The organism is Nocardioides sp. B129/18, from assembly GCF_055282735.1.
In genome coordinates this window covers 19,786-42,726 of sequence record NZ_JBUZJI010000002.1, presented here as the reverse complement: position 1 = coordinate 42,726, position 22,941 = coordinate 19,786, and the positions used below count along the sequence as shown (strand labels likewise).

The following is a 22,941-nucleotide window of genomic DNA, read 5'->3' as shown; positions in this document are numbered from 1 at the left end:
GGCGTCCTTCCGAGTAGGTAAGGCGAGCCTAACCTAACTTGAAGTGCCTGCCGGATCGGGGGTCAGTCGACGGACCCCCGCAGCCGCCACAGGTGGTCGACCGGACCGTGGCCGCGGCCCACCAGCCGCCCCGCGCCCGAGCGCAGCGCCCCCTGGAGGAACGCGTGCGCGGCGGCGACGGCGTCCGGCACGTCGTCGCCCAGTGCGAGCCGTGCGGCGATGCCGGCCGCGAGCGTGCAGCCGGTGCCGTGGGTGTGCGGGGTGTCGAGCCAGGGCGCCTCGAGCCGCCGCTCGCCGTCGGCGTCGACGAGCAGGTCCGTCACCACGCCGTCGCGCGGCACGTGCCCGCCCTTCACCAGCGCCCAGCGCGCGCCCATCGCGAGGAGTCGCCGCGCCGCCTCGGGGCGATCGGCGGTGCCGGTGAGCACCTCGGCCTCCGGCGCGTTCGGCGTCACCACCAGCGCCCGCGGCACCAGCAGCTCCGCGATCGCGGCGACGGCGTCCGCGGGCACCAGGCGGTGACCCGAGGTGGCGACCATGACGGGGTCGAGCACCAGCGGCACCCCGGGCAGCGACGCGTCCAGGCCCTCGGCCACGGCGCGCACGAGGGCGGCGTCGCCGAGCATGCCGGTCTTGACCGCGCGCACGTCGAGGTCGGCGGCCACCGCGTCGAGCTGGGCGCGCACCACCTCCGGCGGCACCGGGTGCACGCCGTGCACGCCGGTGGTGTCCTGCACGGTGAGCCCGGTGACGACGCTCGCGCCGTAGCAGCCGAGCGCCGTCGCGGTCTTGAGATCGGCCTGCAGGCCGGCGCCGCCGGAGGGATCGGAGCCGGCGATGGTGAGGACGACGGGCTCGCGCGCGCTCATGCGTCCCCCGTGCTCGCCGCCCTGCTCACTGCCGTGCCCACTGCCGCACGCAGAGCGCCCGCCGCGGTCGCAGGATCGTCGGCGTCGAGGATCGCGCTGATCACCGCGACCCCCACCGCCCCGGCCCGCACGACGTCGGCGGCGTTGGCGGCGTCGACGCCGCCGATGCCGATCACCGGGATCGGCAGACCGCGCTCGGCCAGGGCGTCCACGATCCAGCGGACGCCGTCGAGGCCCCACGGCTCGGTGTGCCTGGGCTTGCTGGCCGTCGGCCACACCGGTGCGGCGGCCAGGTAGGAGCAGGCGCGCAGCGCGTCGAGGTCGTCGAGCTGGGCCCGGTCGTGCAGCGACCAGCCGACCACCGCGTCGGGTCCCAGCCGCTCGCGCGCCACCGTCGGCGGGGCGTCGTCGGGGCCGACGTGCACGCCGTCGACCGCGGCCGCCGCCTCGAGGTCGTCGTTCACCACCACCAGCGCCCCCGGGCAGTGCTCCCGCACCGCGAGCGCGAGCGCGCGACGACGCGCGGTGTCGGCGTGCTTCTCGCGCACCTGCACGATGCCGACGCCGCCGGCCACCGCCTGCGCCGCGATCGCCGGCAGGCCCGGGCCCTCGGGCGGATCGGGGATCGGGCGGCTGACGAGGTAGAGGCCCAGGGCGTCCCTCAGGTCGTTGCTGGGATCAGGACGGAGATGTCCCACGTCGGCTCCCTCCACCGGTGCTAGCCGGATCAGGTTCGGCGGGTGTGATCTCAGCCCTCCCCGATGGAGGGCACCCCGGCCACGTGCTGTCGAACCTAGCGGGACGCCGGTCGGGGATCCGTCAGTCGAGCGTGACGCGCAGCGCCTCGGCGGCGCGACGGGCGCGATCGCGCGCCTCGGCGGTGGTGGCCCCGCGGGCCAGGGTCACCGCGACCCGGCGCTCGCCCTCGACCCGCGGCTTGCCGAACAGTCGCACCTGCACGCTCGGGTCGACGGCGTAGGCGGCCTCGAGCCCGTCGAAGGACGGCACCCCGTGGCCCTCCACCTTCACCGGCCACGACGCCGCGGCGCCCGGCCAGCGGGTGGCGGCCACCGGCAGCCCGAGGACGGCGCGCGCGTGCACGGCGAACTCGCTGACGTCCTGGCTGACCAGCGTCACCAGGCCGGTGTCGTGGGGCCGCGGCGAGACCTCGGAGAACACCACGCCGTCGGCGGTCAGGAACAGCTCGACGCCGAACAGGCCGAAGCCGCCGAGCGCGTCGGTGATCCGCCGGGCGACGTCCTGGGCCTCGACGAGCTGCGCCTCGGAGACGGTGCGGTCCTCGGGCGCCTCCTGCCACGACTCCGCGTAGTCGCCGTCGACCTGGCGGTGCAGCACCGGGTCGAGGAACAGCGTGCCGTCGACGTGGCGGGCGGTGAGCAGGGTGATCTCGGTGTCGAAGGCCACGAAGCCCTCGACGATGCACCGCGCGCTCTGGCTGCCGCGGCCGCCGGTCTGCGCGAACTCCCAGGCGGCGGCGAGGTCGTCGGGGGAGCGGACGAGCGACTGGCCCTTGCCGCTGCTCGACATCACCGGCTTGAGCACCACCGGCCAGCCGAGCTCGTCGGCCGCCGCGGTGAGCTCCTCGAGGGTGTCGACGAACGCGTACGGCGAGGTCGGCAGGCCGAGCTCCTCGGCGGCGAGCCGCCGGATGCCCTCGCGGTTCATCGTCAGCACCGTGGCCCGCGCGGTGGGCGCGACCCGCAGCGGCCACTCCTGGGCGGCCTCCAGCTCGGCGAGCACGCCGGTGGCGATCGCCTCGATCTCCGGTACGACGACGTCGGGCCGCTCGGCGCGCAGCACGGCGCGCAGCGCGTCGGCGTCCTGCATGTCGACGACGTGGCTGCGGTGGGCCACCTGCATGGCCGGGGCGTCGGCGTAGCGGTCGACCGCGACGGTCTCGACGCCGAGCCGCTGCAGCTCGAGCACCACCTCCTTGCCGAGCTCACCCGAGCCGAGGAGCAGCGCGGTGGTGGACGAGGCAGAGAGCGGGGTGCCGATCACGGGGCGAGTGTGGCAGGTGAGCGGGAACGGCGTCGTGCTCGACCGGGCGGGGTGGGCGCCGCCCCGCGAGCTGTGCGCGTGGGCCGGGACGGCACGCGCGCGACTGAGCGTCAGGTTCCGCGGGGTCCCGCGGTGCCGTGGGCCACCGCGCGCTCAGCGCCGCGCGGCCTCGACGGCCGCCGCGAACCGCTTCGCGCCGTAGCAGCGGATCCGCAGTCGCCCGCCGGGCCAGCCGACGTCGACGATGTTCATGCCGAGGGCCTTCGTGAACCGGACGTCCTGGATCTGGCGGAGATCGACGGTCACGTCCATCGTGCCGCTCTGGACGGCGCGGTTGGCTGCGTTGGCGGCGAAGACCAGCTCGGTCTCCGACAACGTCACCCGTCCGCCGACCCACAGCCCGCCGTCGCGTCGACGCCATCGGTCCATCTGGCGCTTGAAGCCGGGCGCGGCCTCCAGGGGCGAGGAGGCGTCCTCGATCAGGACGTTGGCGAGCTTCGTGATCGCGGGCACGGCTTCGAGTCTCGCAGCCCGGGTGCCGCGGCTCGCCTCAGGCCTGCCCCGTCAGCAGCCGCTCGCACTCCTTGAGGAGGCTGCGCCGGATCGGCTCGGCCCGCTCGCTGAAGATCCGCTGCTGCTCGGCGTACTCCCGCTTGCCCTCGGCGGTCTCGATCGGCACCGGCGTCCAGGGCTCGCCGGTGGGGTCGAGCGTCCAGCCGCTCATGTCGTAGGGCGCGGCCCGCATGTCGAGGACGCGGATGTCCCAGGCCAGCTCGAAGCAGTCGGCCACGAGGTCCGAGGGCAGCAGCGGGCTGAGCCGGAAGGCGTGCTTGTAGAGGTCCATGCCGGCGTGGAGGCAGCCCGGCTGCTCGAAGGCGGGGCGGTCGTCGCGGCCGGGCGCGAGGGTGTTGAGCGGGCGGGCGGGCTCGGTGAAGAAGCGGTATGCGTCGAAGTGGGTGCAGGCGATCCGGTGGCCCTCGACGACGGCGTCGGTGCCGGTGGTGCCCAGCCGCAGCGGCAGGGGGTGGCGGGTCTGCGGGCTGCCCGGGCCGCGGTCGGCGCCGTAGACCATCGCCCACTCGTGCAGGCCGAAGCAGCCCAGGTTCGCCGGACGTCCGAGGGTGGCGACGAGCAGGCGCCGCACCGCCTCGGAGATCGGACGGCGTCGCTCGAGCAGGTCGTCGGTGACGGCGCCGTCCTCGTACGCGGCCAGCGCCTCGTGCTCGGGAGCGTCCTCCAGCCGCACGCCCAGACCGGGGTGCCACATCAGCAGCTGCGCGGGGCGGTGGGAGTAGTAGGTGAAGAGGAAGTCGTGCACCGGGTGCGGATCGCCCGCGCGTCGACGCTCCAGGTGCGGCTCGACGTAGGGCGCGAGCCGGGCGCGGTGGGCGGCGGCCCGGGGCTCCCACTCCGCGCGGCTCATCGAGATCACGGCGGCCAGGCTAGGCGGGGTCGGCCCCGGACCCCGAGTCGCCGGCCGCTCCCGGCCAGACGTAGGCGCCCGGAAGCAGGTCCGGGACGCCGACGCTGCGCAGACCGTCCGCGGTCGGAATGATCACCCGGCAGTCGGGATGCAGGTCGAGCAGCACCTGTCGGTCGCGACCGCACGGCGCGAGGACCCCGCGGCCGCCGTTGCCGACGGCGACGATCGTCGACACCGCGCGACCGCCCCCGGCGCGCGCGGCGCCGAGCGCGACCAGCTCCGCGCAGGGCCCGCCGGTGAAGTGGTAGAGGTTCACGCCGACGAACGCGCGGCCGTCGGCGCACCGGACCGCCGCGCCGACGGTGTGGACGCCGTCGTCCTCGGCGGAAGCGGCGTCGGTCTGCGCGTCGATCGTCGCGGTGGCCAGCGCGAGGAGCTCCTCGTCGGCGTCGTCCAGGGGGCGGGCGCTCGGGAAGGTCATGGGGTGATCCTCCCAGCGCCGACGTCGTCCTCCTCGTGCGAGGGTGGACGCGCACGCCCGCCCGCGCCCCCGCTCGGGCGCCCGCCCCGAGAGGAGCCCCGATGACCCGCACGCGTCCGGTCCGACTGCTCGCCGCCGGCCTGCTCGCGACGCTCCTCGGCGGCGTGGCCGCCTGCAGCGACGACGCCGAGCCGGAGTCGAGCGGGGTGGTCAGCCCGACCGCGTCGACGAGCCCGACGGCGTCCCCGAGCCCGACGGCCAGCGCGTCGCCGAGCGACGACCCCTCGGAGTCCGCGTCGGCGAGCACGCCGAGCGTCACGAGCAGTCCGGGCACCCCGAGCACCGGGGGAGGAGCCGCGGCCGACGGCGCGCCCGGCGCCCTGGCGTTCTTCCGCGAGACCGAGGCCACCTGCCGCGCCTGGGCCCAGCGCACCGACAACCCGGTGCCGCCGGCGCGGCTGTGGGCGGGTGCGCGGGTCGTGGGCTCGCGGGGCGCGGCGGTGTGGGAGGTCCGCGACGGCGCCGGAGCGCGGCTGCTCGTCGACCTCGCCCAGCGCAAGGTCGCGCCGGCCTCGCCGGGCGGGCTCCCGCGGGCGTACTCCTTCGGCTGCCCCTCCGAGCTCTACCTCTCGGGCGCGCTCACCTGAGAGGACGACGGAATCTTTCGGTGGGCGTTCGAACCTTCGAACGCTCACCGTGCGTCTCGGCGGCTGGCCGCTGAAGCTTCGGCGGTTGGCCGCCGAATCTTTCACCACCCCGCGGATGCGGCCCACCCCGAGCCCCCTCGCTAGGGTCGGAGCCGTGCGCATCGTCCGATTCACCACCGGTGACGACCCCCAGTACGGCGTGCTGACCGGGGAGCTCGACTCCTACGGCCAGCCCGACCCCGACGCCGTCGTGGTCGCACTCGCGGGCGACCCGCTCTACGTCGGCGTCCGCCTCCTCGAGCAGCAGCACCGGCTCGAGGACGTCCGGCTGCTGGCGCCGGTGCTGCCGCGCAGCAAGGTGGTGGCGATCGGCCGCAACTACGCCGCGCACGCCGCGGAGCTGGGCAACGACGTGCCCGAGGAGCCCCTGATGTTCCTCAAGCCGAACACCAGCGTCATCGGGCCCGACGACGCCATCTCCTACCCGCGCCAGACCCAGGACCTCCACTACGAGGGCGAGCTGGCCGTGGTGATCGGGCGCATCTGCCGCGACGTCCCGGCCGAGCAGGCCACCGACGTCATCCACGGCTACACCATCGCCAACGACGTCACCGCCCGCGACCTCCAGCGCTCCGACGGCCAGTGGACCCGCGCGAAGGGCTTCGACACCTTCTGCCCGCTCGGCCCGTGGATCGAGACCGACCTCGACCCGCAGCACTTCATCGACGGAGTCCGCCTGCAGACCCACCTCAACGGCGACGTCGTCCAGGACGGCTCCACCGCCGACATGATCTTCGACGTCCCCACGCTCATCGCGCACGTCTCCTCGGTGATGACGCTCCTGCCCGGCGACGTCCTCCTCACCGGCACCCCCGAGGGCGTCGGTCCCATGCAGGTCGGCGACGAGGTCGAGGTCTCGATCGCGGGCCTGGGCACCCTCACGAACTCCGTCAAGGCAAGGTGAACCACCCCGTGAGCACGACCTCCGAGCGTCCCGTCCGCGTCCGCATGGCCCCGTCCCCGACGGGCAGCCCCCACGTCGGCCTGGTGCGCACCGCCCTCTACAACTGGGCCTTCGCGCGCCACCACGGCGGCACCTTCGTGCTGCGCATCGAGGACACCGACAAGCAGCGCTCCACCGAGGAGTCCTACCGCGGCATCCTCGACCTCTTCGCCTGGCTCGGCCTCACCTGGGACGAGGGCGTCGAGGTCGGCGGCCCCTACGGCCCCTACCGCCAGTCCGAGCGCAGCGACCTCTACCGCGACGTCCTCGCGAGGCTGGCGGAGTCGTCGTACACCTACGACTGCTTCTGCACCACTGACGAGGTCGAGGCGCGGCGCAAGGAGTTGGGCTCCAAGGTCGTCGGCTACGACGGCTTCTGCCGCGAGCTGAGCGCCGAGCAGCGCGCCGCCTTCGAGGCCGAGGGCCGCACGAGCGTCGTGCGGTTCCGCATGCCCGAGGGGTCGATCACCTGGGACGACCTCGTCCGCGGCGAGGTCACCTTCGAGACCCAGTACGTGCCCGACTTCGCGCTGTGCCGCGCCAACGGCGACCCGCTCTACACCCTCACCGCCCCGGTCGACGACGCCACGATGGCCATCACCCACGTGCTGCGCGGCGAGGACCTCCTCTCCTCCACACCCCGCCAGATCGCGCTCTTCGACGCGCTGAAGGCCGTCGGCGTCGCGGAGGAGACCCCGGCCTACGGCCACCTGCCCTACGTCATGGGCCAGGGCAACAAGAAGCTCTCCAAGCGCGACCCCGAGGCCAACGCGCTGGCCTACCGCGACCAGGGCTACCTGCCCGAGGGCCTGCTCAACTACATGGCGCTGCTGGGCTGGTCGATCGCCGCCGACCGCGACGTCTTCTCCACCGAGGAGATGGTCGAGGCCTTCGAGATCGGCGACGTGAACCCCAACCCGGCGCGCTTCGACCTCAAGAAGTGCGACGCCATCAACGCCTCGCACATGCGGCTGCTCTCCGTCGAGGAGATCCAGCACCGCGTGCTGCCGTTCCTCCAGGACGCCGGCGTCGTCTCCGACCCCGTCTCCGACGCCGACGCCCAGCTCCTCGAGCAGGCGATGCCGCTGGTGGCCGAGCGCATCAACAAGCTCGCCGAGGCGCCCGACATGCTCGGCTTCCTCTTCGTCGACGAGGCCGCCTTCACCCGCGAGCCCGCCGACGTCGAGAAGCTGCTCGACGAGGCCGGCCGCGAGATCGTGCAGGCCTCCCACGACGCCGTGGCGGCGCTCGAGGTCTGGAGCACCGAGGCCATCCAGGACGCCCTGCAGACCGCCCTCGTCGAGGAGCGCGGTCTCAAGCCGCGCGTCGCCTTCGGCCCGGTGCGCGTGGCCATCACCGGACGCCGGGTCAGCCCGCCGCTCTTCGAGTCGATGGAGCTGCTGGGCCGCGAGCGCTCGCTGGCGCGCCTGGCCTCGGCGCTGGAGCCCGCCTCCGTCTGAGCGACGAGCCGCCACCCCTCCGGCCCGCCTGGCAGGCTGGAGGGGTGAGCACCTCCGCCGCGCCCCTCGAGGGTCCCCAGGAACCCCTGGCCTACGACCGGCTGCTGCTGCGCGGCCAGGCGGCCTGGTGGCGCTCGCTGCTCGGCGTCGTCGCGCTGCTGGCCAGCGTCCTGGTGGTCATCCAGGTGGTTCTGGTCGTCGTCTTCGTCGCGGGCTACGCCGTGGCCGGCGTGGGGGGCCAGGACGCCCTCGACCGGCTCACCTCCACGACCGACCTCTCGCCGGTGGGGCTGGCCTTCGTCAACCTGACCCTGGCCAGCGCGATCCCCACGGTCTGGCTGATCGTCCGGGTGCTGCACGGTCTGCGGCCGGGCTGGGTGGCCAGCGTCGCCGGCCGCATCCGCTGGCGCTGGCTGGTCACCTGCCTGGGCCTCGCGGCGGCGACCCTCCTGGTCACCCTCGTCGTCGGCTCGTTCGTCCCCACCGATGCCGCCTCCACCCAGGACGACGGCAGCGGCCTGAACGCCATGACGTCCACGACGTGGTGGTTCGTGCTCGTCGTCCTGCTGCTCACGCCCCTCCAGGCGGCGGGGGAGGAGTACGCCTTCCGCGGCTACCTCACCCAGGTCTTCGGGGTGCTGCTGCGACGCCAGTGGCTCGCGATCGTGCTTCCGGCGGTGCTCTTCGCGCTCGCCCACGGGGCGCAGGACCCGCCGGTCTTCGCCGATCGCCTGGCCTTCGGCCTGGTCTCGGGCTACCTCGTGGTGCGCACCGGCGGCCTCGAGGCCGGCATCGCGATGCACGTGCTGAACAACCTGCTGGCCTACGGCGCGGCGCTGGCCTTCGGCGACATCGCCACGGTGCTCGAGCCGCGGGAGTCCTCCTGGTGGGGCATCGTCGTGACGCTCACGCAGTCGCTGGTCTTCGTCGCCCTCGTGCTGCCCGCGGCCCGGCGTCGAGGGCTCGCGACGACGGCGCCGGCGGCCGAATTGGTGGCCCCGGAAGCCCGCGTGTAAGGTCTGCTCTCGGTTCGGGACGCGGTGCGCGAGCAGCGTCGGCCCGATGCCCCTTGGGGTATGGTGTAATTGGCAGCACGACTGATTCTGGTTCAGTTAGTCTAGGTTCGAGTCCTAGTACCCCAGCGAGTCGCAGGACCTCCTCGTGAGACCCCCGCGATTTGGTGAGAACGACGGCTGAGGCTAGAGTTCCGCAGGCAGTCAGGGCCCACCGCGAGGCGGTCCCGAGCTCACGCCCCCGTTGTGTAGCGGCCTAGCACGCCGCCCTCTCAAGGCGGTAGCGCCGGTTCGAATCCGGTCGGGGGTACAGAGCAGATCAGGCCCCAGTCCTTCTCCAGGACTGGGGCCTGACGCCTTTCCGGGGCACGCCTCCTCGCGTCTCGGCCTCAGGGGGGCTCGGCCTCAGGGGAGCGGCTCCTCCCCGAGCCCCTCGAGCGCCCGCCCCAGGATGTCGCGCAGCCGCACAGCGTCCTCGGGGTCCAGGCCCAGCGAGTCCCACAGTCGCTGGGGCACGTCGGCCACCTGCTCCTGCAGGGCGACGCCGGCCGCGGTGACGTCCAGGAGCACGCGCCGCTCGTCGGCGGCGTCGCGGCGGCGCACCACCAGCCCGGCGGCCTCCAGGCGCTTGAGCACCGGCGTCAGGGTGCCGGAGTCCAGGTGCAGCCGCTCGCCGAGCCCGCCGACGGTCAGGGGCTGCTCGGCCTCCCAGAGCGCCAGCATCGTGAGGTACTGCGGATAGGTCAGGCCGACGTCGGCGAGCAGGGTCGCGTAGCGGCGTCCGACCGCGCGGGTCGCCACGTGCAGGGGGAAGCAGACCTGGGCGTCCAGGGCCAGCTGCGGAGGGACGGTCGACGACATGCCCCCACTTTAGCGTTTGCGCGATTCAATTGCGCGCAATACGTTTCTCGCATGGAGACCGTCTACACCGCGAGCGCCGTCGCCTCTGGCGACGGCCGCAATGGCCACGTCCGCTCCCTCGACGGACACATCGACGCCGACGTCCGCGTCCCCCAGGAGATGGGCGGACCCGGCGGCGCCACCAACCCCGAGCAGCTCTTCGCCGCCGGCTACGCCGCCTGCTTCCACTCCGCCCTGCGGATCGTGGCGGGGCAGGCCAAGGCCGACGTCACCGACTCCGAGGTCGTCGCCGACGTCTCGATCGGCCCCAACGGCTCCGGCGGCTACGGCCTGGCCGTGCAGCTGGAGATCACCCTGCCCGGCGTCGAGCGCGAGGTCGCCCAGGGCCTCGTCGAGCAGGCCCACCAGGTCTGCCCGTACTCCAACGCCACCCGCGGCAACGTCGAGGTCACCCTCACCGTTGCCTGAGCGATCGACCCCTCCGACGGCCTCCCGGCCGGACCTTGAGTCCGGTCAGGGGGCCGTCGGCGTCACCGCGGTCGCGCGGACGCTCCCGCGCCCGTCGTCGAGCGGGGTGCCCTGGCACGACCAGGTCGTGCCCCGGCCGCAGTCGTAGTCGAGCCCGGCGTTGACGAGCACCACCTCGGCGCTGCGCACCGTGCCGCTGGAGAACGGCACGACGACGCTGCCCGCGCCGGTGACGTCGAGGGGCACGCGGGTCAGCCGGTGGCCGCCTGAGGCCTGCACGACGTCGAGGAGCACTCGCGAGCCCGTGCCGGAGGGCACCTGCACGTCGAGACGCACGTCCTCGCCGGTCGTGACGTCGGTGGCGTAGACCGAGGTCGAGGAGCTGGCCAGGTGCCGCAGCACGACCGACCGCACGACCGAGCCGCTGCCCGGCCGCAGCCGCGCGGGGGTCGGGACGAGGCGCGTGTAGGCCGCGCCCTCGGAGAACGAGCCGGCAGGGTGGCGCAGCGCGAAGGCGAAGTCGGCGAAGACGTTCGCGAACGTCACCGGCCGCGCGGCGAGGACGTCGTCGACGCCCTCGATGGAGTAGGCGTCCGGCTCGCCGCGGTTGGTGCCGAGCTCGCGCCACAGGTCGCGGATGATGCGCGGCATCGAGCCGTAGCGGGCGGGGTAGCGCTCGGAGAGGTAGCGGAAGAAGATCCAGTCGCCGTAGACCCAGGTGTCGCGGCTCGAACCGTCGTCGAGCGAGCGGGACGGCGTGCTGATCGGGCTGGTGCGCAGGTACTGGCGGTTGTCGTTGACGCGCGTGTAGAGCTGGTCCTCCGCCCACGTCGCGGTGGCCTCCATGAGCCAGGTGTCCTCGCCGTAGTCGTAGGCGAACTGCACGGCGTGGAAGTACTCGTGGGCCGCGGTGACCCGCAGGTTGTCGGTGGAGGAGTGCGCGGGGTACTGGCTGCGGCTGAAGTCGTTGTCGAGCACGCAGAACGACGTCGCGGTGCGCGTGCCGGCCTTCGTGCGGCTCTCGGGCTGGCAGTAGCCGTAGAGGCCCTGCGGGCCGAGGTCGCGCAGGTAGACGTCGAACCGGCCGCTGCCACCCGCGCGACCGTCGGCGGGGGGACGCCGGTAGCCGGCGTCGGCGTAGGTGCTGCGGACGTGGTCGAGCACGGTCAGCACCCGGCTCACGTAGGCCGACGACGCCCGGTTGGCCCCCGACGTCGTGTAGTGCACGCACACGCTGGCACAGCGCACCCGCCCGCTGCTGGGGCGGGCGAGGAGGGCGTCGGCACGGGCGCGGTCGGTGCGGGCGAGGGCGCCCCGGCGCTGCCACAGGTCGTTCAGCGCCATGCTGGCGTCGGTCAAGGACGACGGGTCGGCCGCGACGGCGCGGCGCGCCGCCGTGCCGACGGGCGCCAGCAGGGACTCGACCCGCGCGAGCGAGGCCTCCGCGGCGGTGCGCGAGGGATCGTCGGCGCCCCCGGAGGAGGAGGCGGCGGTGGAGGAGGCCAGGGCGGGGGCCGCGAGCGAGGCGGCGAGCAGCGCCAGCGTGGCGAGGAGCGGGACGGACGAGCGACGGTGCATGGACCCTCCAGGGTCGAGGACCGTCCGGGGCGGGTGGTCCGAGATGGGTGGCGGGAGGTGGCAGGTGCGGTCAGGCGCAGAGGCCGTTGGCGAGGTTCTCCTGGGCCTGGGCGGAGTCGCTGGGCGAGGCGCTGGGGCTCTGGCTGGGGCTGGCGGTGCCGCTGGGGCTGCTGCTGGGGCTGGCGCTGGGCGAGCTCGACGCCGTGCCGCCCGGAGGCGCGGCCGCGGTGATCGAGCCGGAGGAGAACTGCGAGCCCAGCGGCTGGTCGAGGCGGATGCGCTTCCACAGCTCGGCGGCCTCCGGTGCCAGCACGAGGCGGTTCGGGTCGGGCTTGTAGGCCTCGAAGGGCACGGTGACGAAGCGGATGTCGCCCAGGCCGGTGGAGCCGAACTGCTGGGCGAGGTCGACGAGCTTGCCGAGGCTGCCCAGCCCCTGGTCGAGGCGCAGCGAGCCGATGGCGGCGTCGAGGAAGTTGTAGATGCGGTCGGGGCGCGCGAGCGTGCCGGCGGAGAAGACCTTGTTGATCATCGAGGCGATGAAGGCCTGCTGGCGCTTCATGCGGCCGATGTCGGAGTTGGTGGAGAGCACGTAGCGCTCGCGGACGTAGTCGAGCGCCTGCTCGCCCTTGAGCACCTGGGTGCCGGCGTCGAAGACGATGCCGTGCTGGCGGTCGTCGACCGGCCGGGGGATGCAGACCTGCACGCCGCCGACGGCGTCGACCATGTCGCGGAAGCCGCGGAAGTCGACGACCACCCAGTGGTCGATGTGGATGCCGGTGATGGCGCCGACCGTCGAGATGGTGCAGGCGGCGCCGCCGGCGGAGAAGGCGCTGTTGAACATCTGCAGGTCGGCGCCGGGGATGTCGGAGCCGTCCTTGGCCTTGCAGTCGGGCCGCGTGACGAGGGTGTCGCGCGGGATGGAGACCCCGTAGGCCTCCTTCCGGTCCGCGGAGACGTGCAGCAGGATCGTGGTGTCCGAGCGCTCGCCGCCGCCCTTCTGGCCGTCGATGTCGTTGCCGGCGCCGTCGCGGGAGTCCGAGCCCATGACGAGGATGTTGAGCGGCTCGCGGGGGCCGGAGACGGCCACCTTCTTGGGGTCCACCGTCACGCGACCGCCGAGGTCCTCGGTGCGCAGGTTGCCGTCGAGGTGGTTGTAGACGAGCACGACGGTGAGTCCGGTGAGCAGCGCCAGGCACAGCTGCGAGGCCAGGATCACCCGCAGGACGACGTGGTGGTGCGGGCGCGCTGCACGGCGCCGAGCGTGCTTGGAACGACTCACGATCACCGATCCTCCCAAACAGGTGGTCACCGCGGGTGCGAACCTCCGACCTCGCGGTCCGCACGGGCCCGGGAGGCCCTGGCGTCGCCGCGTCCGATTCCCGCCAGAACGCCGCCCCGCGGTGGGGCAGGATGGCGGCATGGCCCCGGTTCCCGCGCACGACGTCTGCTACGCCGCGGTGCGCTCCCGCGACCGGCGCTTCGACGGCGTCTTCTACACCGCCGTGCGCACCACCGGCATCTACTGCCGTCCCTCCTGCCCGGCCCGCACCCCGGCGCCCGGCAACGTCACCTTCCATCCGACCGCCGCGGCCGCCCAGGCCGCCGGGTACCGCTCGTGCCGCCGCTGCCGCCCCGACGCCACCCCCGGCAGCCCCGACTGGGACGTCGCCGGCGACGTCGCCGGCCGGGCGATGCGCCTGATCGCCGACGGCGTCGTCGACCGCGACGGCGTCGAGGGCCTGGCCGATCGGCTCGGCTACACCTCGCGCCACCTCGGGCGGATCCTGCAGTCCGAGCTCGGCGCCGGCCCCCTCGCCCTGGCGCGCGCCCAGCGCGCCCGGGTGGCTCGCACGCTCCTGGAGACCACCGAGCTCTCCTGCGCCGACGTCGCCTTCGCCGCCGGGTTCTCCAGCGTCCGCCAGTTCAACGACACCGTCCGCGAGGTCTACGCCGGCACGCCGTCGGACCTGCGGGGTCGCCGCTCGCTGCCCGCCGCTCCCGGCACGCTGCGGCTGCGCATCGCCGTCCGCACGCCCTACGCCGCGCGCGAGGCCCACGCCTTCCTCGCCCTCCACGCCGTCGCCGGCGTCGAGGCCGCCGGCCCGGACTGGTACGCGCGCACCCTCGACCTGCCCCGTGGCCCGGGGGCCGTGCGCATCGACTTCTCGCCGCTCCTCGACGAGGCCGCCGTGCCCGGCGTGGGTCACGTCGTCGCCGACCTCGAGCTCGGCGACCTGCGCGACACCACCGCCGCCCTCGAGCGCACCCGCCGGCTCCTCGACGCCGACTGCGACCCCGTCGCCGTCGACGAGCACCTCGGTGCCGACCCGGTGCTCGGCCCGCTGGTCGCGGCGCTGCCGGGGCTGCGGATGCCGGGCCAGACCGACGGCGACGAGCTCGCCGTGCGCGCCATCGTCGGCCAGCAGGTCAGCCTCGCCGGTGCCCGCACCGTCACCGGCCGCATCGTGCACGAGCACGGCGACGTCGTCGTCTCGGCCTTCCCGGGCCTCTCGCGGCTCTTCCCGCGCGCGGCCACCCTCGCCGCCGTCGACCCCGAGACGCTGCCGATGCCGCGCGCCCGGGGCCGGGCCCTGGTGACGCTCGCGGGGGCGCTGGCCGCCGGCGCGGTGGTCCTCGATCGCGGCGCCGACCGCGCGGAGGTGCGCGCCTCTCTCCTCGCGCTGCCCGGGATCGGCCCGTGGACGGCCGACTACGTGGCCCTGCGCGCCCTCGGCGACCCCGACGTCTGGCTGCCCACCGACCTCGCGGTGCGACGCGTCGTCGCGCGGCTCGGAGGGCCCGGCGACGCCCGGGGCGTCGCGGCGCTGGGGGAGTCCTGGCGGCCCTGGCGCAGCTACGCGCTGGCCCACGTCTGGCAGCGGGCGCTGGCCGACGTCCCCGTCCCCCTGACCCATCCTGCTGATCCCGCCGATCCCGCCGTTCCAGCCGAGGAGACCTGACCATGTGGACCGTCCTGGAGACCCCCATCGGACCCCTGCGCGTGGTCGAGCACGACGGCGCGCTCACCGCGATCGAGTTCCATCCCTGGACCGACGGCGACGGGCGTCCGCGCGGCACCCGCGACGACGACGTCCCGGTGCTCGCGGCCGCGCGCTCGCAGCTGGCGGAGTACTTCGACGGCGACCGCCACGACTTCGACCTGCCGCTCGCGCCGGAGGGCTCGGAGTTCCAGCAGCGGGTCTGGGGCGCGCTGCGGGAGGTGGGCTACGGCGTCACCGCCACCTACGGCGAGGTCGCCCGGGCCATCGGCATGACGCCGGCCGCCTCGCGCGCCGTCGGCCTGGCCAACGGCCGCAACCCGCTGCCGGTCGTCATCCCGTGCCACCGCGTCATCGGCGCCAACGGCACCCTCACCGGATATGCGGGCGGGCTGGAGCGCAAGCGGCGTCTGCTCGACCTCGAGCAGGGCGCCCTGCAGATCTGAGGCCGATCCGAGGATCAGCCCTCGGCGGCCGCGCGGCGCAGCGACTCCGAGAGCCGCTCGGCCGCGGCGAGCACCGCGGGGGCGTGCATGCGGCCGGGCTGGCGCGAGAGCCGCTCGAGCGGGCCGGACACCGACACCGCGGCGATCACCTTGCCGCTGGGGGAGCGGACCGGCGCGGACACCGACGCGACGCCCTGCTCGCGCTCGCCGACCGACTGCGCCCAGCCGCGACGACGGATGCCGGAGAGGGCGGCGGCGGAGAAGGCGGCGTTCTGCAGGCCGCGGTGCATGCGGTCCGGGTCCTCCCAGGCCAGCAGTATCTGGGCGGCGGAGCCCGCGCGCATCGTCAGCTGCGAGCCGACGGGGATGGTGTCGCGCAGGCCCGAGGGACGTTCGGCTGCGGCGACGCAGACGCGGTGGTCGCCCTGGCGTCGCCACAGCTGCGCGGACTCGCCGGTGATGTCGCGCAGGCGGGCCAGCACGGGGCCGGCAGTGGCCAGCAGGCGGTCCTCGCCGGCGGCGGCGGAGAGCTCGGCCAGCCGGGGGCCGAGCACGAAGCGACCCTGCATGTCGCGCGCCACGAGACGGTGGTGCTCGAGGGCGACGGCGAGGCGATGCGCCGTGGGACGGGCCAGCCCGGTGGCCGTCACCAGTCCGGCCAACGTGGCCGGCCCCGACTCCAGGGCGGTGAGGACGAGGGCTGCCTTGTCGAGAACGCCGACTCCACTGCTGTCCATATGGCAATACTCGCGTCTCGGATCATGGGATGCAAGCATTGTGACGCGTGCCTCACCGGGACCTCATCCTGGCCGACGTCCGACCGTGACACAAGGCGGAAGGTCTCATATGGCAAGACGCCAGTCTCATTCAGTGGGACGATGGTCGTATGGTCGGCAGGCACGCGGTGCGACGCGGCCATCCATGCCGTCCGCGCCGTGGCTGCGTCCACCCACGTTCCGCATCACGCGACGGTCACACGAAGGAGTGCGTCATGGGCAAGACCCTGGCCGAGAAGGTCTGGGACGAGCACGTCGTCCGCTCGACCCCCGGAGAGCCGGACCTGCTCTACATCGACCTGCACCTCATCCACGAGGTCACCTCGCCGCAGGCCTTCGACGGCCTGCGTCTCGCCGGGCGTCCCGTGCGCCGTCCCGACCTCACCCTCGCCACCGAGGACCACAACGTCCCCACGGTCGACTGGGACCAGCCCATCGCCGACCCCGTCTCCAAGACCCAGGTCGACACCCTGCGTCGCAACGCCGAGGAGTTCGGCGTGCGCCTGCACCCCCTCGGCGACGTCGAGCAGGGCATCGTCCACGTCGTCGGCCCGCAGCTGGGCCTGACCCAGCCCGGCATGACGATCGTCTGCGGCGACTCCCACACCTCCACGCACGGCGCCTTCGGCGCGATCGCGTTCGGCATCGGCACCTCCGAGGTCGAGCACGTGCTGGCCACCCAGACCCTGACCCAGGCGCGCCCCAAGACGATGGCCGTCACGGTCAACGGCAGCCTGCCCGAGGGCGTCACCGCCAAGGACCTCGTCCTCACCCTCATCACGCACACCGGCACCGGCGGCGGCCAGGGCTACATCGTGGAGTACCGCGGCCAGGCCATCGAGGAGCTCTCGATGGAGGGCCGCATGACGGTCTGCAACATGAGCATCGAGTGGGGCGCCAAGGCCGGCATGATCGCGCCGGACCAGACGACCTTCGACTACATCGAGGGCAAGCCCGAGGCGCCCACCGGCGCCGACTGGGACGCCGCCGTCGCGCACTGGCGCACGCTGGTCACCGACCCCGACGCGCAGTTCGACAAGGAGATCGTCCTCGACGCCTCCACGATGACGCCCTTCGTCACCTGGGGCACCAACCCCGGCCAGGGCGCGCCGCTGGGCGGCGTCGTCCCGACCCCGGCCGACTTCGAGCACGAGCAGGACCGCGTCGCGGCCGAGAAGGCGCTGGAGTACATGGGCCTGGAGGCCGGCACCCCGCTGCGCGAGGTCAAGGTCGACACCGTCTTCGTCGGCTCGTGCACCAACGGCCGCATCGAGGACCTCCGCCTGGCCGCGGAGATCATCCAGGGCCACCGGGTCGCCGACGGCACCCGCCTGCTCGTCGTCCCCGGCTCGGTGCGCGTGCGCCTGCAGGCCATGGAGGAGGGCCTCGACAAGATCTTCATCGAGGCCGGCGCCGAGTGGCGTGGCGCGGGCTGCTCGATGTGCCTGGGCATGAACCCCGACCAGCTCGCCCCGCAGGAGCGCAGCGCGTCCACCTCCAACCGCAACTTCGAGGGACGTCAGGGCAAGGGCGGACGCACCCACCTGGTCTCGGTGCCGGTCGCCGCGGCCACCGCCGTGCGCGGCACCCTCTCCTCGCCCGCCGACCTCGTCTCGGCCACCACCACGGGAGGCAACTGACATGGAGAAGTTCACGACGCACACCGGCGTCGGCGTGCCGCTGCGCCGCAGCAACGTCGACACCGACCAGATCATCCCGGCGGTCTACCTCAAGCGCGTGACGCGCTCGGGCTTCGAGGACGGGCTGTTCGCCGCCTGGCGCGGCGATGAGTCGTTCGTCCTCAACCAGCCGGCCTACGCGCAGGGCTCCGTGCTGGTCGCCGGCCCGGACTTCGGCACCGGCTCCTCGCGCGAGCACGCGGTGTGGGCGCTGCAGAACTACGGCTTCAAGGTCGTCATCTCCTCGCGCTTCGCCGACATCTTCCGGGGCAACTCCGGCAAGGCCGGCCTGCTGGCCGCGCAGGTCGACGAGAAGGTCGTCCAGGCGCTGTGGGATCACCTCGAGGCCCACCCGGGCGCGAGCATCACCGTCGACCTCGAGGCCCGCACGGTGCGTGCCGGCGAGGGCGCGGAGGCCATCGAGGACTCCTTCGACATCGACGACTACACCCGCTGGCGCCTGCTCGAGGGCCTCGACGACATCGGCATCACCCTCGGGCACGCCGACGCCATCGCGGACTTCGAGGCCACGCGCCCCACGTGGAAGCCGGTCACCCAGCGGGCCTGACCTGCTCCAGCCCACCGCCTCCCGAGGGGCGGACGCCGATCACGGCGTCCGCCCCTCGCCGCGTCTCCGGCCGTCCCTCTCCGCGTCCACCACCCCTCGGGGCGTGGCCGGATCTCCCCGGATCGGGGATTGTCTTGTGTGCAAGGTAAGCAGATCCCGTCCCCGATCCGAGGAGCACTCGTGCCCACCCTGCAGAGCAACGGCATCACCCTCAACTACACCGACGACGGCGAGGGCCGCCCCGTCGTCCTGATCCACGGCTGGCCGCTCTCGGGCGCCTCGTGGTCCGAGCAGATCCCCGCGCTCACCGCCGCCGGGCATCGCGTCATCGCCTACGACCGTCGCGGCTTCGGCGCCTCCGACAAGCCCGAGTCCGGCTACGACTACGACACCCTGGCCGCGGACCTGGCCGGTCTGCTCGAGGCCCTCGACCTGCGCGACGTCACCCTCGTCGGCTTCTCGATGGGCGGCGGCGAGGTGGCCCGCTACCTCGGGGCCCACGGCTCGGAGCGGATCCGCTCGGCGGTCTTCGCCGCGGCGGTGCCGCCCTACCTCCTCAAGAGCGACGACAACCCCGACGGCGGCCTCTCCGCCGAGGACGTCGAGGGCATGGTGCAGGGCGTCACCGACGACCGCGAGTCCTTCCTCGACCAGTTCACCACCGACTTCTTCTCCGTCGACGGCGAGATCAAGGTCAGCGAGGAGCAGCGCCAGGAGGCCCTCGAGCTGGAGAAGCCGGCCGTCCCGGCCGCGCTGGCCGGCTGCATCCGCGCCTTCGCCCTCACCGACTTCCGCGCCGACCTCGCGCGCATCGACGTGCCCACGCTGGTGATCCACGGCGACAGCGACGCGACGGTGCCCGTCGAGGTCTCCGGCGACCGCACCGCGGAGAGCGTCGCGGGCGCGAGCAAGGTGATCGTGGCCGGCGCACCGCACGGCTTCAACGTCAGCCACGCCCAGGAGTTCAACCAGGCGCTGCTGGAGTTCCTCGCACGCTGAGCGAACGAGAATCCCCAGTCCCTGCTGGGATTCCGGACCCGCCGCACCTCAGATGCGGCGGGCCCGTCGTCTCTCGAGGGCTCCTGAGTCGCGTGTCGAGGGGGCTCAGGAGGCCCGTGGTTGAGCGAAATTTGTCGTCGTTCATGACGGCGTGGTGATTGTCGCGGTGCTCAGAAGTCCCTAGCGTGCCTTGGAAAACCGGGCCAGGTGCCCGGTGCCGATCCGCCTTCGACGACGCAGGTGCGCGTGGTGGAGGTCGATCCGGCTCCATCCCGTGGGAACCCGAAGGGGAGACAAGTGAACAAGTCACAGCTGGTCGAGACGCTCGCAGAGCGCTTCGAGGGCAACAAGAAGGCGGCCGCGCACGCGCTGGAGTCGGTCCTCGACACCATCACCCGCGAGGTCGCCAAGGGGGAGAAGGTCGCCATCACCGGCTTCGGCTCCTTCGAGAAGCGCGTGCGCGAGGCCCGCTGGGTCCGCAACCCGCAGACCGGTGAGCGGATCAAGGCCAAGAAGACCTCCGTGCCGAAGTTCACCCCCGGCGCCGACCTGAAGAACGTCGTCTCCGGCGCCAAGAAGCTCCCCAAGCTGCCGAAGACCGCGGTCAGCGCGGCGGGAAGCTCGGTCAAGAAGGCCGCCGCCGCCCCGGCGAAGGCCGCCGGCGCGGTCAAGAAGGCCGTTCCGACCAAGGCGACGGCGAAGAAGGCCGCCCCCGCGAAGAAGGCCGCTCCGGCCAAGGCCGCCGCCACCAAGGCCGCTCCCGCGAAGAAGGCGCCGGCGAAGAAGGCCGCTCCGGCCAAGGCCGCCGCCACCAAGGCCGCTCCGGCCAAGAAGGCTCCCGCGAAGAAGGCGCCGGCCACGAAGGCCCCGGCGACGAAGGCGTCCGCGAAGAAGGCTCCGGCCAAGGCCGCCGCCACGAAGGCCGCTCCCGCGAAGAAGGCGCCCGCCAAGAAGGCCCCGGCGAAGAAGGCTCCGGCGAAGAAGGCCGCCGCCAAGAAGACCGCGTCCTGACCTGACGCCGCACCACCCCACCGACACGGCGGGCGCCCTCGGGCGCCCGCCGTGTCGGCGTTCCGGCTGCTGGGTCGGACTAGGCCGGTCGTGCCAGCCCGATGCGGTCGGCCATCGCGCGGGTGTGCTCGCCGACGCCCAGGCGCAGGGCCGCCTGCAGGTCGCGCAGGTCGTCGACGTCCTGCCGCAGGGGAGCCAGCGCGTCGTCCTCGAGCCGCACCACGCCCGCGTCCTCGTGGGCCGCGCAGGAGTCGAGGCCGTAGCGGGGCGCGAAGCGCTCCGGTGCCGCTGCGTAGAGCACCGTCCCGGTGCCGGCGGCGTCGGCCACGAACACCGGATCGCCTGCTGCCAGCGGCCCCTCGGCGAGGGCGAGGGCGGCGTCCAGGCTGGCGGCGCTGACGGCCGGGACGTCCGCGCACAGCGCCGCGGCCACCGCTCCCGGCCAGCGGCGGGCCACCTCGGCGGCGGCCAGGCGCAGCGCCTCGTTGAGGTCGGCGGAGGTGCCGTCGGGGATGGCCGGCACGCCGAGCGTCCCGACCCGGTGGGCCAGCCGCACGTCGTCGGTGACGACCAGCACCTGCGCGACGCGCTCGGCGGCCAGGGCGGCGGCGACGGTGTCGAGCGCGAACGCCTCGGCCAGGTCGGTGCGGTCGTCGTCGCTGAGGCCGACCAGGCGGGACTTCCCGTGCGCGGGCGGCTTCACGGGCACGAGGACGACGACGGGCGGCGTGGGAGGGGCGGTGGGGGACATCGCTGCCGATCCTGACATCTCACCCGGGCGGCGGCGCACGTGTCGCACCACCCGGACGCAGGGGTCGGTACGAGTACCCTGCGGCTCGTGAGTGTGGTGAGACGTCTGCAGCAGCCGCGCGGACTGGCGTACTCGATCGCCGTCCCGATCATCAAGCCGCTGCTCAAGGCCACCACCGTCCGGCACTGGGACGGCGGCACCCGCATCCCCGAGACCGGCGGCTGCGTGATCGCGCTCAACCACAACTCCCACGTCGATCCGCTCACCGCCGCGCACCTGGTCTACGACCACGGTCGCCTGCCGCGCTACCTCGCCAAGTCGGGCCTGTTCCGCGTGCGCGGTCTGGGCGCGTTCATGCACGCCGCCGGCCAGATCCCGGTCGAGCGCGAGAGCGCGGCCGCGGCCGGCGCCTTCGACGCCGCCGTCGAGGCCGTGCGCCGGGGCGAGTGCGTCGTGGTCTACCCCGAGGGCACCATCACCCGCGACCCCGACGGCTGGCCGATGCGCGGCAAGTCGGGCGCGGCCCGCATCGCGCTCGAGACCGGCTGCCCGGTGATCCCGGTCGGCCAGTGGGGCGCCCAGGCGCTGCTCAAGCCCTACTCCAAGCAGGTGCACCTGCTGCCGCCGCGCAAGCCGATCACCATGCTCGTCGGCGAGCCGGTGGAGCTCGACGACCTGCGCGAGCGCGCCGGCGACGGCCCGCTGCCCGCGGAGATCGTCGCCGAGGCCAGCGACCGCATCATGCACGCGATCGTCGAGCTCGTCGCGCAGATCCGGCAGGAGACCCCGCCGGACCACCTCTTCGACCCCCGCGCCGCCGGGGTCCGCACCATCGGCAACCCCCAGGAGGGCCAGGCCTCGTGAGCGCAGGGCAGAGCAACGGACGCGGCAAGGTCGCCGTCTTCGGCGCGGGGGCGTGGGGAACCGCGTTCTCCATCGTGCTGGCCGACGCCGGCAACGACGTCACCATCTGGGCGCGCCGCCAGGAGGTGGCCGACGCGATCAACTCCGAGCGGGAGAACGCCGACTACCAGCCCGGCGTCCAGCTGCCCGAGCGGATCTCGGCCACCCACGACGTCGAGAAGGCGCTGCACGGCGCCGACGTCGTCGTGCTCGCGACGCCCTCGCAGACCCTGCGCGCGAACCTCGCCGAGTGGGCCCCGCACATCGCCTCCGACGCGGTGCTCGTCTCGCTGATGAAGGGCGTCGAGCTCGGCACGCTGAACCGGATGAGCGAGGTGATCCACCAGGTCACCGGCGCCGGCCCCGAGCGCATCGCCGTCATCTCCGGCCCGAACCTCTCCCCGGAGATCGCGCGCCGCGAGCCGGCCGCCTCCGTGGTGGCCTGCGAGGACGAGGCGGTGGCGCGGATGCTGCAGGAGCGCGTGCACTCGCCGGCCTTCCGCCCCTACACCAGCGTCGACGTCCTGGGCTGCGAGCTCGGCGGCGCCTACAAGAACGTCGTCGGCCTCGCCGTCGGCATGGCCGTGGGCCTGGGCTTCGGCGACAACACCACCGCGTCGGTCATCACGCGCGGCCTGGCCGAGACGGCGCGGCTGGCGATGAGCCTCGGCGCCAACCCGCTGACCCTCATGGGCCTCGCGGGCCTCGGCGACCTCGTCGCCACCTGCTCCTCGCCGCTCTCGCGCAACCGCTCCTTCGGCGAGCGGCTCGGCCAGGGCATGACCACCGAGGAGATCTACGCCTCCACGCGCCAGGTCGCCGAGGGCGCGAAGTCGTGCTCCTCGCTGCGGGCGCTGGCCGAGCAGTCCGGCGTCGACGCGCCCGTCGCGCAGTACGTCGACGACGTCGTCGGCGGGCGGCTCACCGCGCAGCAGATGATGGACGAGATCCTCGCGCGCAGCACCAAGGCCGAGACCGACTGAC

Annotated in this window: 24 protein-coding genes, 2 tRNA genes and 1 riboswitch; of the genes, 15 read left to right on the top strand and 11 right to left on the bottom strand. The window is 73.7% G+C overall.

Features of this window, described 5'->3' with window-relative positions; genetic code table 11:
- Positions 1-62 precede the first annotated feature (62 nt).
- The 6 genes from thiD to ACZDWJ_RS01840 form a co-directional block, all read right to left on the bottom strand.
- On the bottom strand, positions 63-869 hold the full coding sequence (thiD, locus tag ACZDWJ_RS01865; RefSeq protein WP_463519211.1) for a bifunctional hydroxymethylpyrimidine kinase/phosphomethylpyrimidine kinase: 807 nt from the start codon (positions 867-869) through the stop codon (positions 63-65).
- Complete coding sequence (gene thiE / locus ACZDWJ_RS01860; RefSeq protein WP_463519210.1) at positions 866-1,567, bottom strand: thiamine phosphate synthase; 702 nt, start codon at positions 1,565-1,567, stop codon at positions 866-868. Before thiE ends, thiD begins: the two co-directional genes overlap by 4 nt.
- A riboswitch (TPP riboswitch) is annotated at positions 1,557-1,655 on the bottom strand. It overlaps the preceding gene by 11 nt.
- Positions 1,656-1,688: 33 nt before the next feature.
- Positions 1,689-2,891, bottom strand: a complete 1,203-nt coding sequence (purT, locus tag ACZDWJ_RS01855; protein ID WP_463519209.1) for a formate-dependent phosphoribosylglycinamide formyltransferase — start codon at positions 2,889-2,891, stop codon at positions 1,689-1,691.
- 153 nt (positions 2,892-3,044) lie between these two features.
- Complete coding sequence (locus ACZDWJ_RS01850) at positions 3,045-3,404, bottom strand: hypothetical protein (protein WP_463519208.1); 360 nt, start codon at positions 3,402-3,404, stop codon at positions 3,045-3,047.
- A gap of 37 nt (positions 3,405-3,441) precedes the next feature.
- On the bottom strand, positions 3,442-4,314 hold the full coding sequence (locus ACZDWJ_RS01845) for a 3-methyladenine DNA glycosylase (RefSeq protein WP_463519395.1): 873 nt from the start codon (positions 4,312-4,314) through the stop codon (positions 3,442-3,444).
- A 19-nt stretch (positions 4,315-4,333) separates the two neighbouring features.
- On the bottom strand, positions 4,334-4,795 hold the full coding sequence (locus ACZDWJ_RS01840) for a cytidine deaminase family protein (protein WP_463519207.1): 462 nt from the start codon (positions 4,793-4,795) through the stop codon (positions 4,334-4,336).
- A 101-nt stretch (positions 4,796-4,896) separates the two neighbouring features.
- On the opposite strand from ACZDWJ_RS01840, the gene ACZDWJ_RS01835 reads away from it, so the two are divergent.
- The 6 genes from ACZDWJ_RS01835 to ACZDWJ_RS01810 all read left to right on the top strand — a co-directional run bounded on the left by ACZDWJ_RS01835 (position 4,897) and on the right by ACZDWJ_RS01810 (position 9,228).
- Positions 4,897-5,442, top strand: a complete 546-nt coding sequence (locus tag ACZDWJ_RS01835) for a hypothetical protein (protein ID WP_463519206.1) — start codon at positions 4,897-4,899, stop codon at positions 5,440-5,442.
- Positions 5,443-5,596: 154 nt separating this feature from the next.
- Positions 5,597-6,406 carry a fumarylacetoacetate hydrolase family protein gene (locus ACZDWJ_RS01830; RefSeq protein ID WP_463519205.1) on the top strand — a complete coding sequence of 270 codons (810 nt, stop codon included), beginning with the start codon at positions 5,597-5,599 and terminating at the stop codon, positions 6,404-6,406.
- 44 nt (positions 6,407-6,450) lie between these two features.
- Positions 6,451-7,905, top strand: coding sequence for a glutamate--tRNA ligase (gltX, locus tag ACZDWJ_RS01825; protein WP_463519394.1), 1,455 nt, complete (start codon positions 6,451-6,453; stop codon positions 7,903-7,905).
- A gap of 44 nt (positions 7,906-7,949) precedes the next feature.
- Positions 7,950-8,921 carry a lysostaphin resistance A-like protein gene (locus ACZDWJ_RS01820; protein ID WP_463519204.1) on the top strand — a complete coding sequence of 324 codons (972 nt, stop codon included), beginning with the start codon at positions 7,950-7,952 and terminating at the stop codon, positions 8,919-8,921.
- Positions 8,922-8,975: 54 nt separating this feature from the next.
- Positions 8,976-9,047 (top strand) — tRNA-Gln (locus ACZDWJ_RS01815).
- A gap of 108 nt (positions 9,048-9,155) precedes the next feature.
- Positions 9,156-9,228: transfer RNA gene (locus tag ACZDWJ_RS01810), tRNA-Glu, on the top strand.
- A gap of 95 nt (positions 9,229-9,323) precedes the next feature.
- On the opposite strand, the gene ACZDWJ_RS01805 is transcribed toward ACZDWJ_RS01810, so the two are convergent.
- Positions 9,324-9,779 carry a MarR family winged helix-turn-helix transcriptional regulator gene (locus ACZDWJ_RS01805; RefSeq protein ID WP_463519203.1) on the bottom strand — a complete coding sequence of 152 codons (456 nt, stop codon included), beginning with the start codon at positions 9,777-9,779 and terminating at the stop codon, positions 9,324-9,326.
- 51 nt (positions 9,780-9,830) lie between these two features.
- Here ACZDWJ_RS01805 and ACZDWJ_RS01800 point away from each other — a divergent pair, with 51 nt between their 5' ends.
- On the top strand, positions 9,831-10,247 hold the full coding sequence (locus ACZDWJ_RS01800; protein ID WP_463519202.1) for an organic hydroperoxide resistance protein: 417 nt from the start codon (positions 9,831-9,833) through the stop codon (positions 10,245-10,247).
- A 45-nt stretch (positions 10,248-10,292) separates the two neighbouring features.
- Here the strand turns inward: ACZDWJ_RS01800 and ACZDWJ_RS01795 are convergent, their stop codons facing one another.
- Positions 10,293-11,825, bottom strand: a complete 1,533-nt coding sequence (locus ACZDWJ_RS01795) for an MXAN_6640 family putative metalloprotease (RefSeq protein ID WP_463519201.1) — start codon at positions 11,823-11,825, stop codon at positions 10,293-10,295.
- Between the two features lie 70 nt (positions 11,826-11,895).
- Positions 11,896-13,104, bottom strand: a complete 1,209-nt coding sequence (locus ACZDWJ_RS01790; protein WP_463519200.1) for an LCP family protein — start codon at positions 13,102-13,104, stop codon at positions 11,896-11,898.
- A gap of 139 nt (positions 13,105-13,243) precedes the next feature.
- Here ACZDWJ_RS01790 and ACZDWJ_RS01785 point away from each other — a divergent pair, with 139 nt between their 5' ends.
- Complete coding sequence (locus tag ACZDWJ_RS01785; RefSeq protein WP_463519199.1) at positions 13,244-14,785, top strand: AlkA N-terminal domain-containing protein; 1,542 nt, start codon at positions 13,244-13,246, stop codon at positions 14,783-14,785.
- Between the two features lie 2 nt (positions 14,786-14,787).
- On the top strand, positions 14,788-15,270 hold the full coding sequence (locus tag ACZDWJ_RS01780; RefSeq protein WP_463519198.1) for a methylated-DNA--[protein]-cysteine S-methyltransferase: 483 nt from the start codon (positions 14,788-14,790) through the stop codon (positions 15,268-15,270).
- Positions 15,271-15,284: 14 nt separating this feature from the next.
- Here the strand turns inward: ACZDWJ_RS01780 and ACZDWJ_RS01775 are convergent, their stop codons facing one another.
- Positions 15,285-16,007, bottom strand: a complete 723-nt coding sequence (locus ACZDWJ_RS01775) for an IclR family transcriptional regulator (protein WP_463519197.1) — start codon at positions 16,005-16,007, stop codon at positions 15,285-15,287.
- A 254-nt stretch (positions 16,008-16,261) separates the two neighbouring features.
- On the opposite strand from ACZDWJ_RS01775, the gene leuC reads away from it, so the two are divergent.
- The 4 genes from leuC to ACZDWJ_RS01755 all read left to right on the top strand — a co-directional run bounded on the left by leuC (position 16,262) and on the right by ACZDWJ_RS01755 (position 20,303).
- Positions 16,262-17,686, top strand: coding sequence for a 3-isopropylmalate dehydratase large subunit (gene leuC, locus ACZDWJ_RS01770; RefSeq protein ID WP_463519196.1), 1,425 nt, complete (start codon positions 16,262-16,264; stop codon positions 17,684-17,686).
- 1 nt (position 17,687) lies between these two features.
- Positions 17,688-18,293, top strand: a complete 606-nt coding sequence (gene leuD, locus ACZDWJ_RS01765) for a 3-isopropylmalate dehydratase small subunit (protein WP_463519195.1) — start codon at positions 17,688-17,690, stop codon at positions 18,291-18,293.
- A gap of 180 nt (positions 18,294-18,473) precedes the next feature.
- Positions 18,474-19,292, top strand: coding sequence for an alpha/beta fold hydrolase (locus ACZDWJ_RS01760; protein WP_463519194.1), 819 nt, complete (start codon positions 18,474-18,476; stop codon positions 19,290-19,292).
- A 297-nt stretch (positions 19,293-19,589) separates the two neighbouring features.
- Positions 19,590-20,303 carry an HU family DNA-binding protein gene (locus tag ACZDWJ_RS01755; protein ID WP_463519193.1) on the top strand — a complete coding sequence of 238 codons (714 nt, stop codon included), beginning with the start codon at positions 19,590-19,592 and terminating at the stop codon, positions 20,301-20,303.
- Positions 20,304-20,382: 79 nt separating this feature from the next.
- Here the strand turns inward: ACZDWJ_RS01755 and cofC are convergent, their stop codons facing one another.
- Positions 20,383-21,054 carry a 2-phospho-L-lactate guanylyltransferase gene (cofC, locus tag ACZDWJ_RS01750; protein ID WP_463519192.1) on the bottom strand — a complete coding sequence of 224 codons (672 nt, stop codon included), beginning with the start codon at positions 21,052-21,054 and terminating at the stop codon, positions 20,383-20,385.
- Between the two features lie 87 nt (positions 21,055-21,141).
- On the opposite strand from cofC, the gene ACZDWJ_RS01745 reads away from it, so the two are divergent.
- Positions 21,142-21,918: a lysophospholipid acyltransferase family protein gene (locus tag ACZDWJ_RS01745; RefSeq protein ID WP_463519191.1), complete on the top strand. Its 777-nt coding sequence runs from the start codon at positions 21,142-21,144 to the stop codon at positions 21,916-21,918.
- Positions 21,915-22,940 carry an NAD(P)H-dependent glycerol-3-phosphate dehydrogenase gene (locus tag ACZDWJ_RS01740; RefSeq protein WP_463519190.1) on the top strand — a complete coding sequence of 342 codons (1,026 nt, stop codon included), beginning with the start codon at positions 21,915-21,917 and terminating at the stop codon, positions 22,938-22,940. Before ACZDWJ_RS01745 ends, ACZDWJ_RS01740 begins: the two co-directional genes overlap by 4 nt.
- Position 22,941: the final 1 nt, after the last annotated feature.

Excerpts from the sequence above, each read along its gene's own strand:
- cofC (WP_463519192.1), bottom strand. The coding sequence starts at position 21,054 with ATGTCCCCCACCGCCCCTCCCACGCCGCCCGTCGTCGTCCTCGTGCCC.
- leuD (WP_463519195.1), top strand. The coding sequence starts at position 17,688 with ATGGAGAAGTTCACGACGCACACCGGCGTCGGCGTGCCGCTGCGCCGC.
- ACZDWJ_RS01840 (WP_463519207.1), bottom strand. The coding sequence starts at position 4,795 with ATGACCTTCCCGAGCGCCCGCCCCCTGGACGACGCCGACGAGGAGCTC.
- ACZDWJ_RS01780 (WP_463519198.1), top strand. The coding sequence starts at position 14,788 with ATGTGGACCGTCCTGGAGACCCCCATCGGACCCCTGCGCGTGGTCGAG.
- ACZDWJ_RS01785 (WP_463519199.1), top strand. The coding sequence starts at position 13,244 with ATGGCCCCGGTTCCCGCGCACGACGTCTGCTACGCCGCGGTGCGCTCC.
- ACZDWJ_RS01775 (WP_463519197.1), bottom strand. The coding sequence starts at position 16,007 with ATGGACAGCAGTGGAGTCGGCGTTCTCGACAAGGCAGCCCTCGTCCTC.
- ACZDWJ_RS01845 (WP_463519395.1), bottom strand. The coding sequence starts at position 4,314 with ATGAGCCGCGCGGAGTGGGAGCCCCGGGCCGCCGCCCACCGCGCCCGG.
- leuC (WP_463519196.1), top strand. The coding sequence starts at position 16,262 with ATGGGCAAGACCCTGGCCGAGAAGGTCTGGGACGAGCACGTCGTCCGC.
- ACZDWJ_RS01800 (WP_463519202.1), top strand. The coding sequence starts at position 9,831 with ATGGAGACCGTCTACACCGCGAGCGCCGTCGCCTCTGGCGACGGCCGC.
- thiD (WP_463519211.1), bottom strand. The coding sequence starts at position 869 with ATGAGCGCGCGCGAGCCCGTCGTCCTCACCATCGCCGGCTCCGATCCC.
- gltX (WP_463519394.1), top strand. The coding sequence starts at position 6,451 with ATGGCCCCGTCCCCGACGGGCAGCCCCCACGTCGGCCTGGTGCGCACC.
- ACZDWJ_RS01805 (WP_463519203.1), bottom strand. The coding sequence starts at position 9,779 with ATGTCGTCGACCGTCCCTCCGCAGCTGGCCCTGGACGCCCAGGTCTGC.
- ACZDWJ_RS01835 (WP_463519206.1), top strand. The coding sequence starts at position 4,897 with ATGACCCGCACGCGTCCGGTCCGACTGCTCGCCGCCGGCCTGCTCGCG.
- ACZDWJ_RS01795 (WP_463519201.1), bottom strand. The coding sequence starts at position 11,825 with ATGCACCGTCGCTCGTCCGTCCCGCTCCTCGCCACGCTGGCGCTGCTC.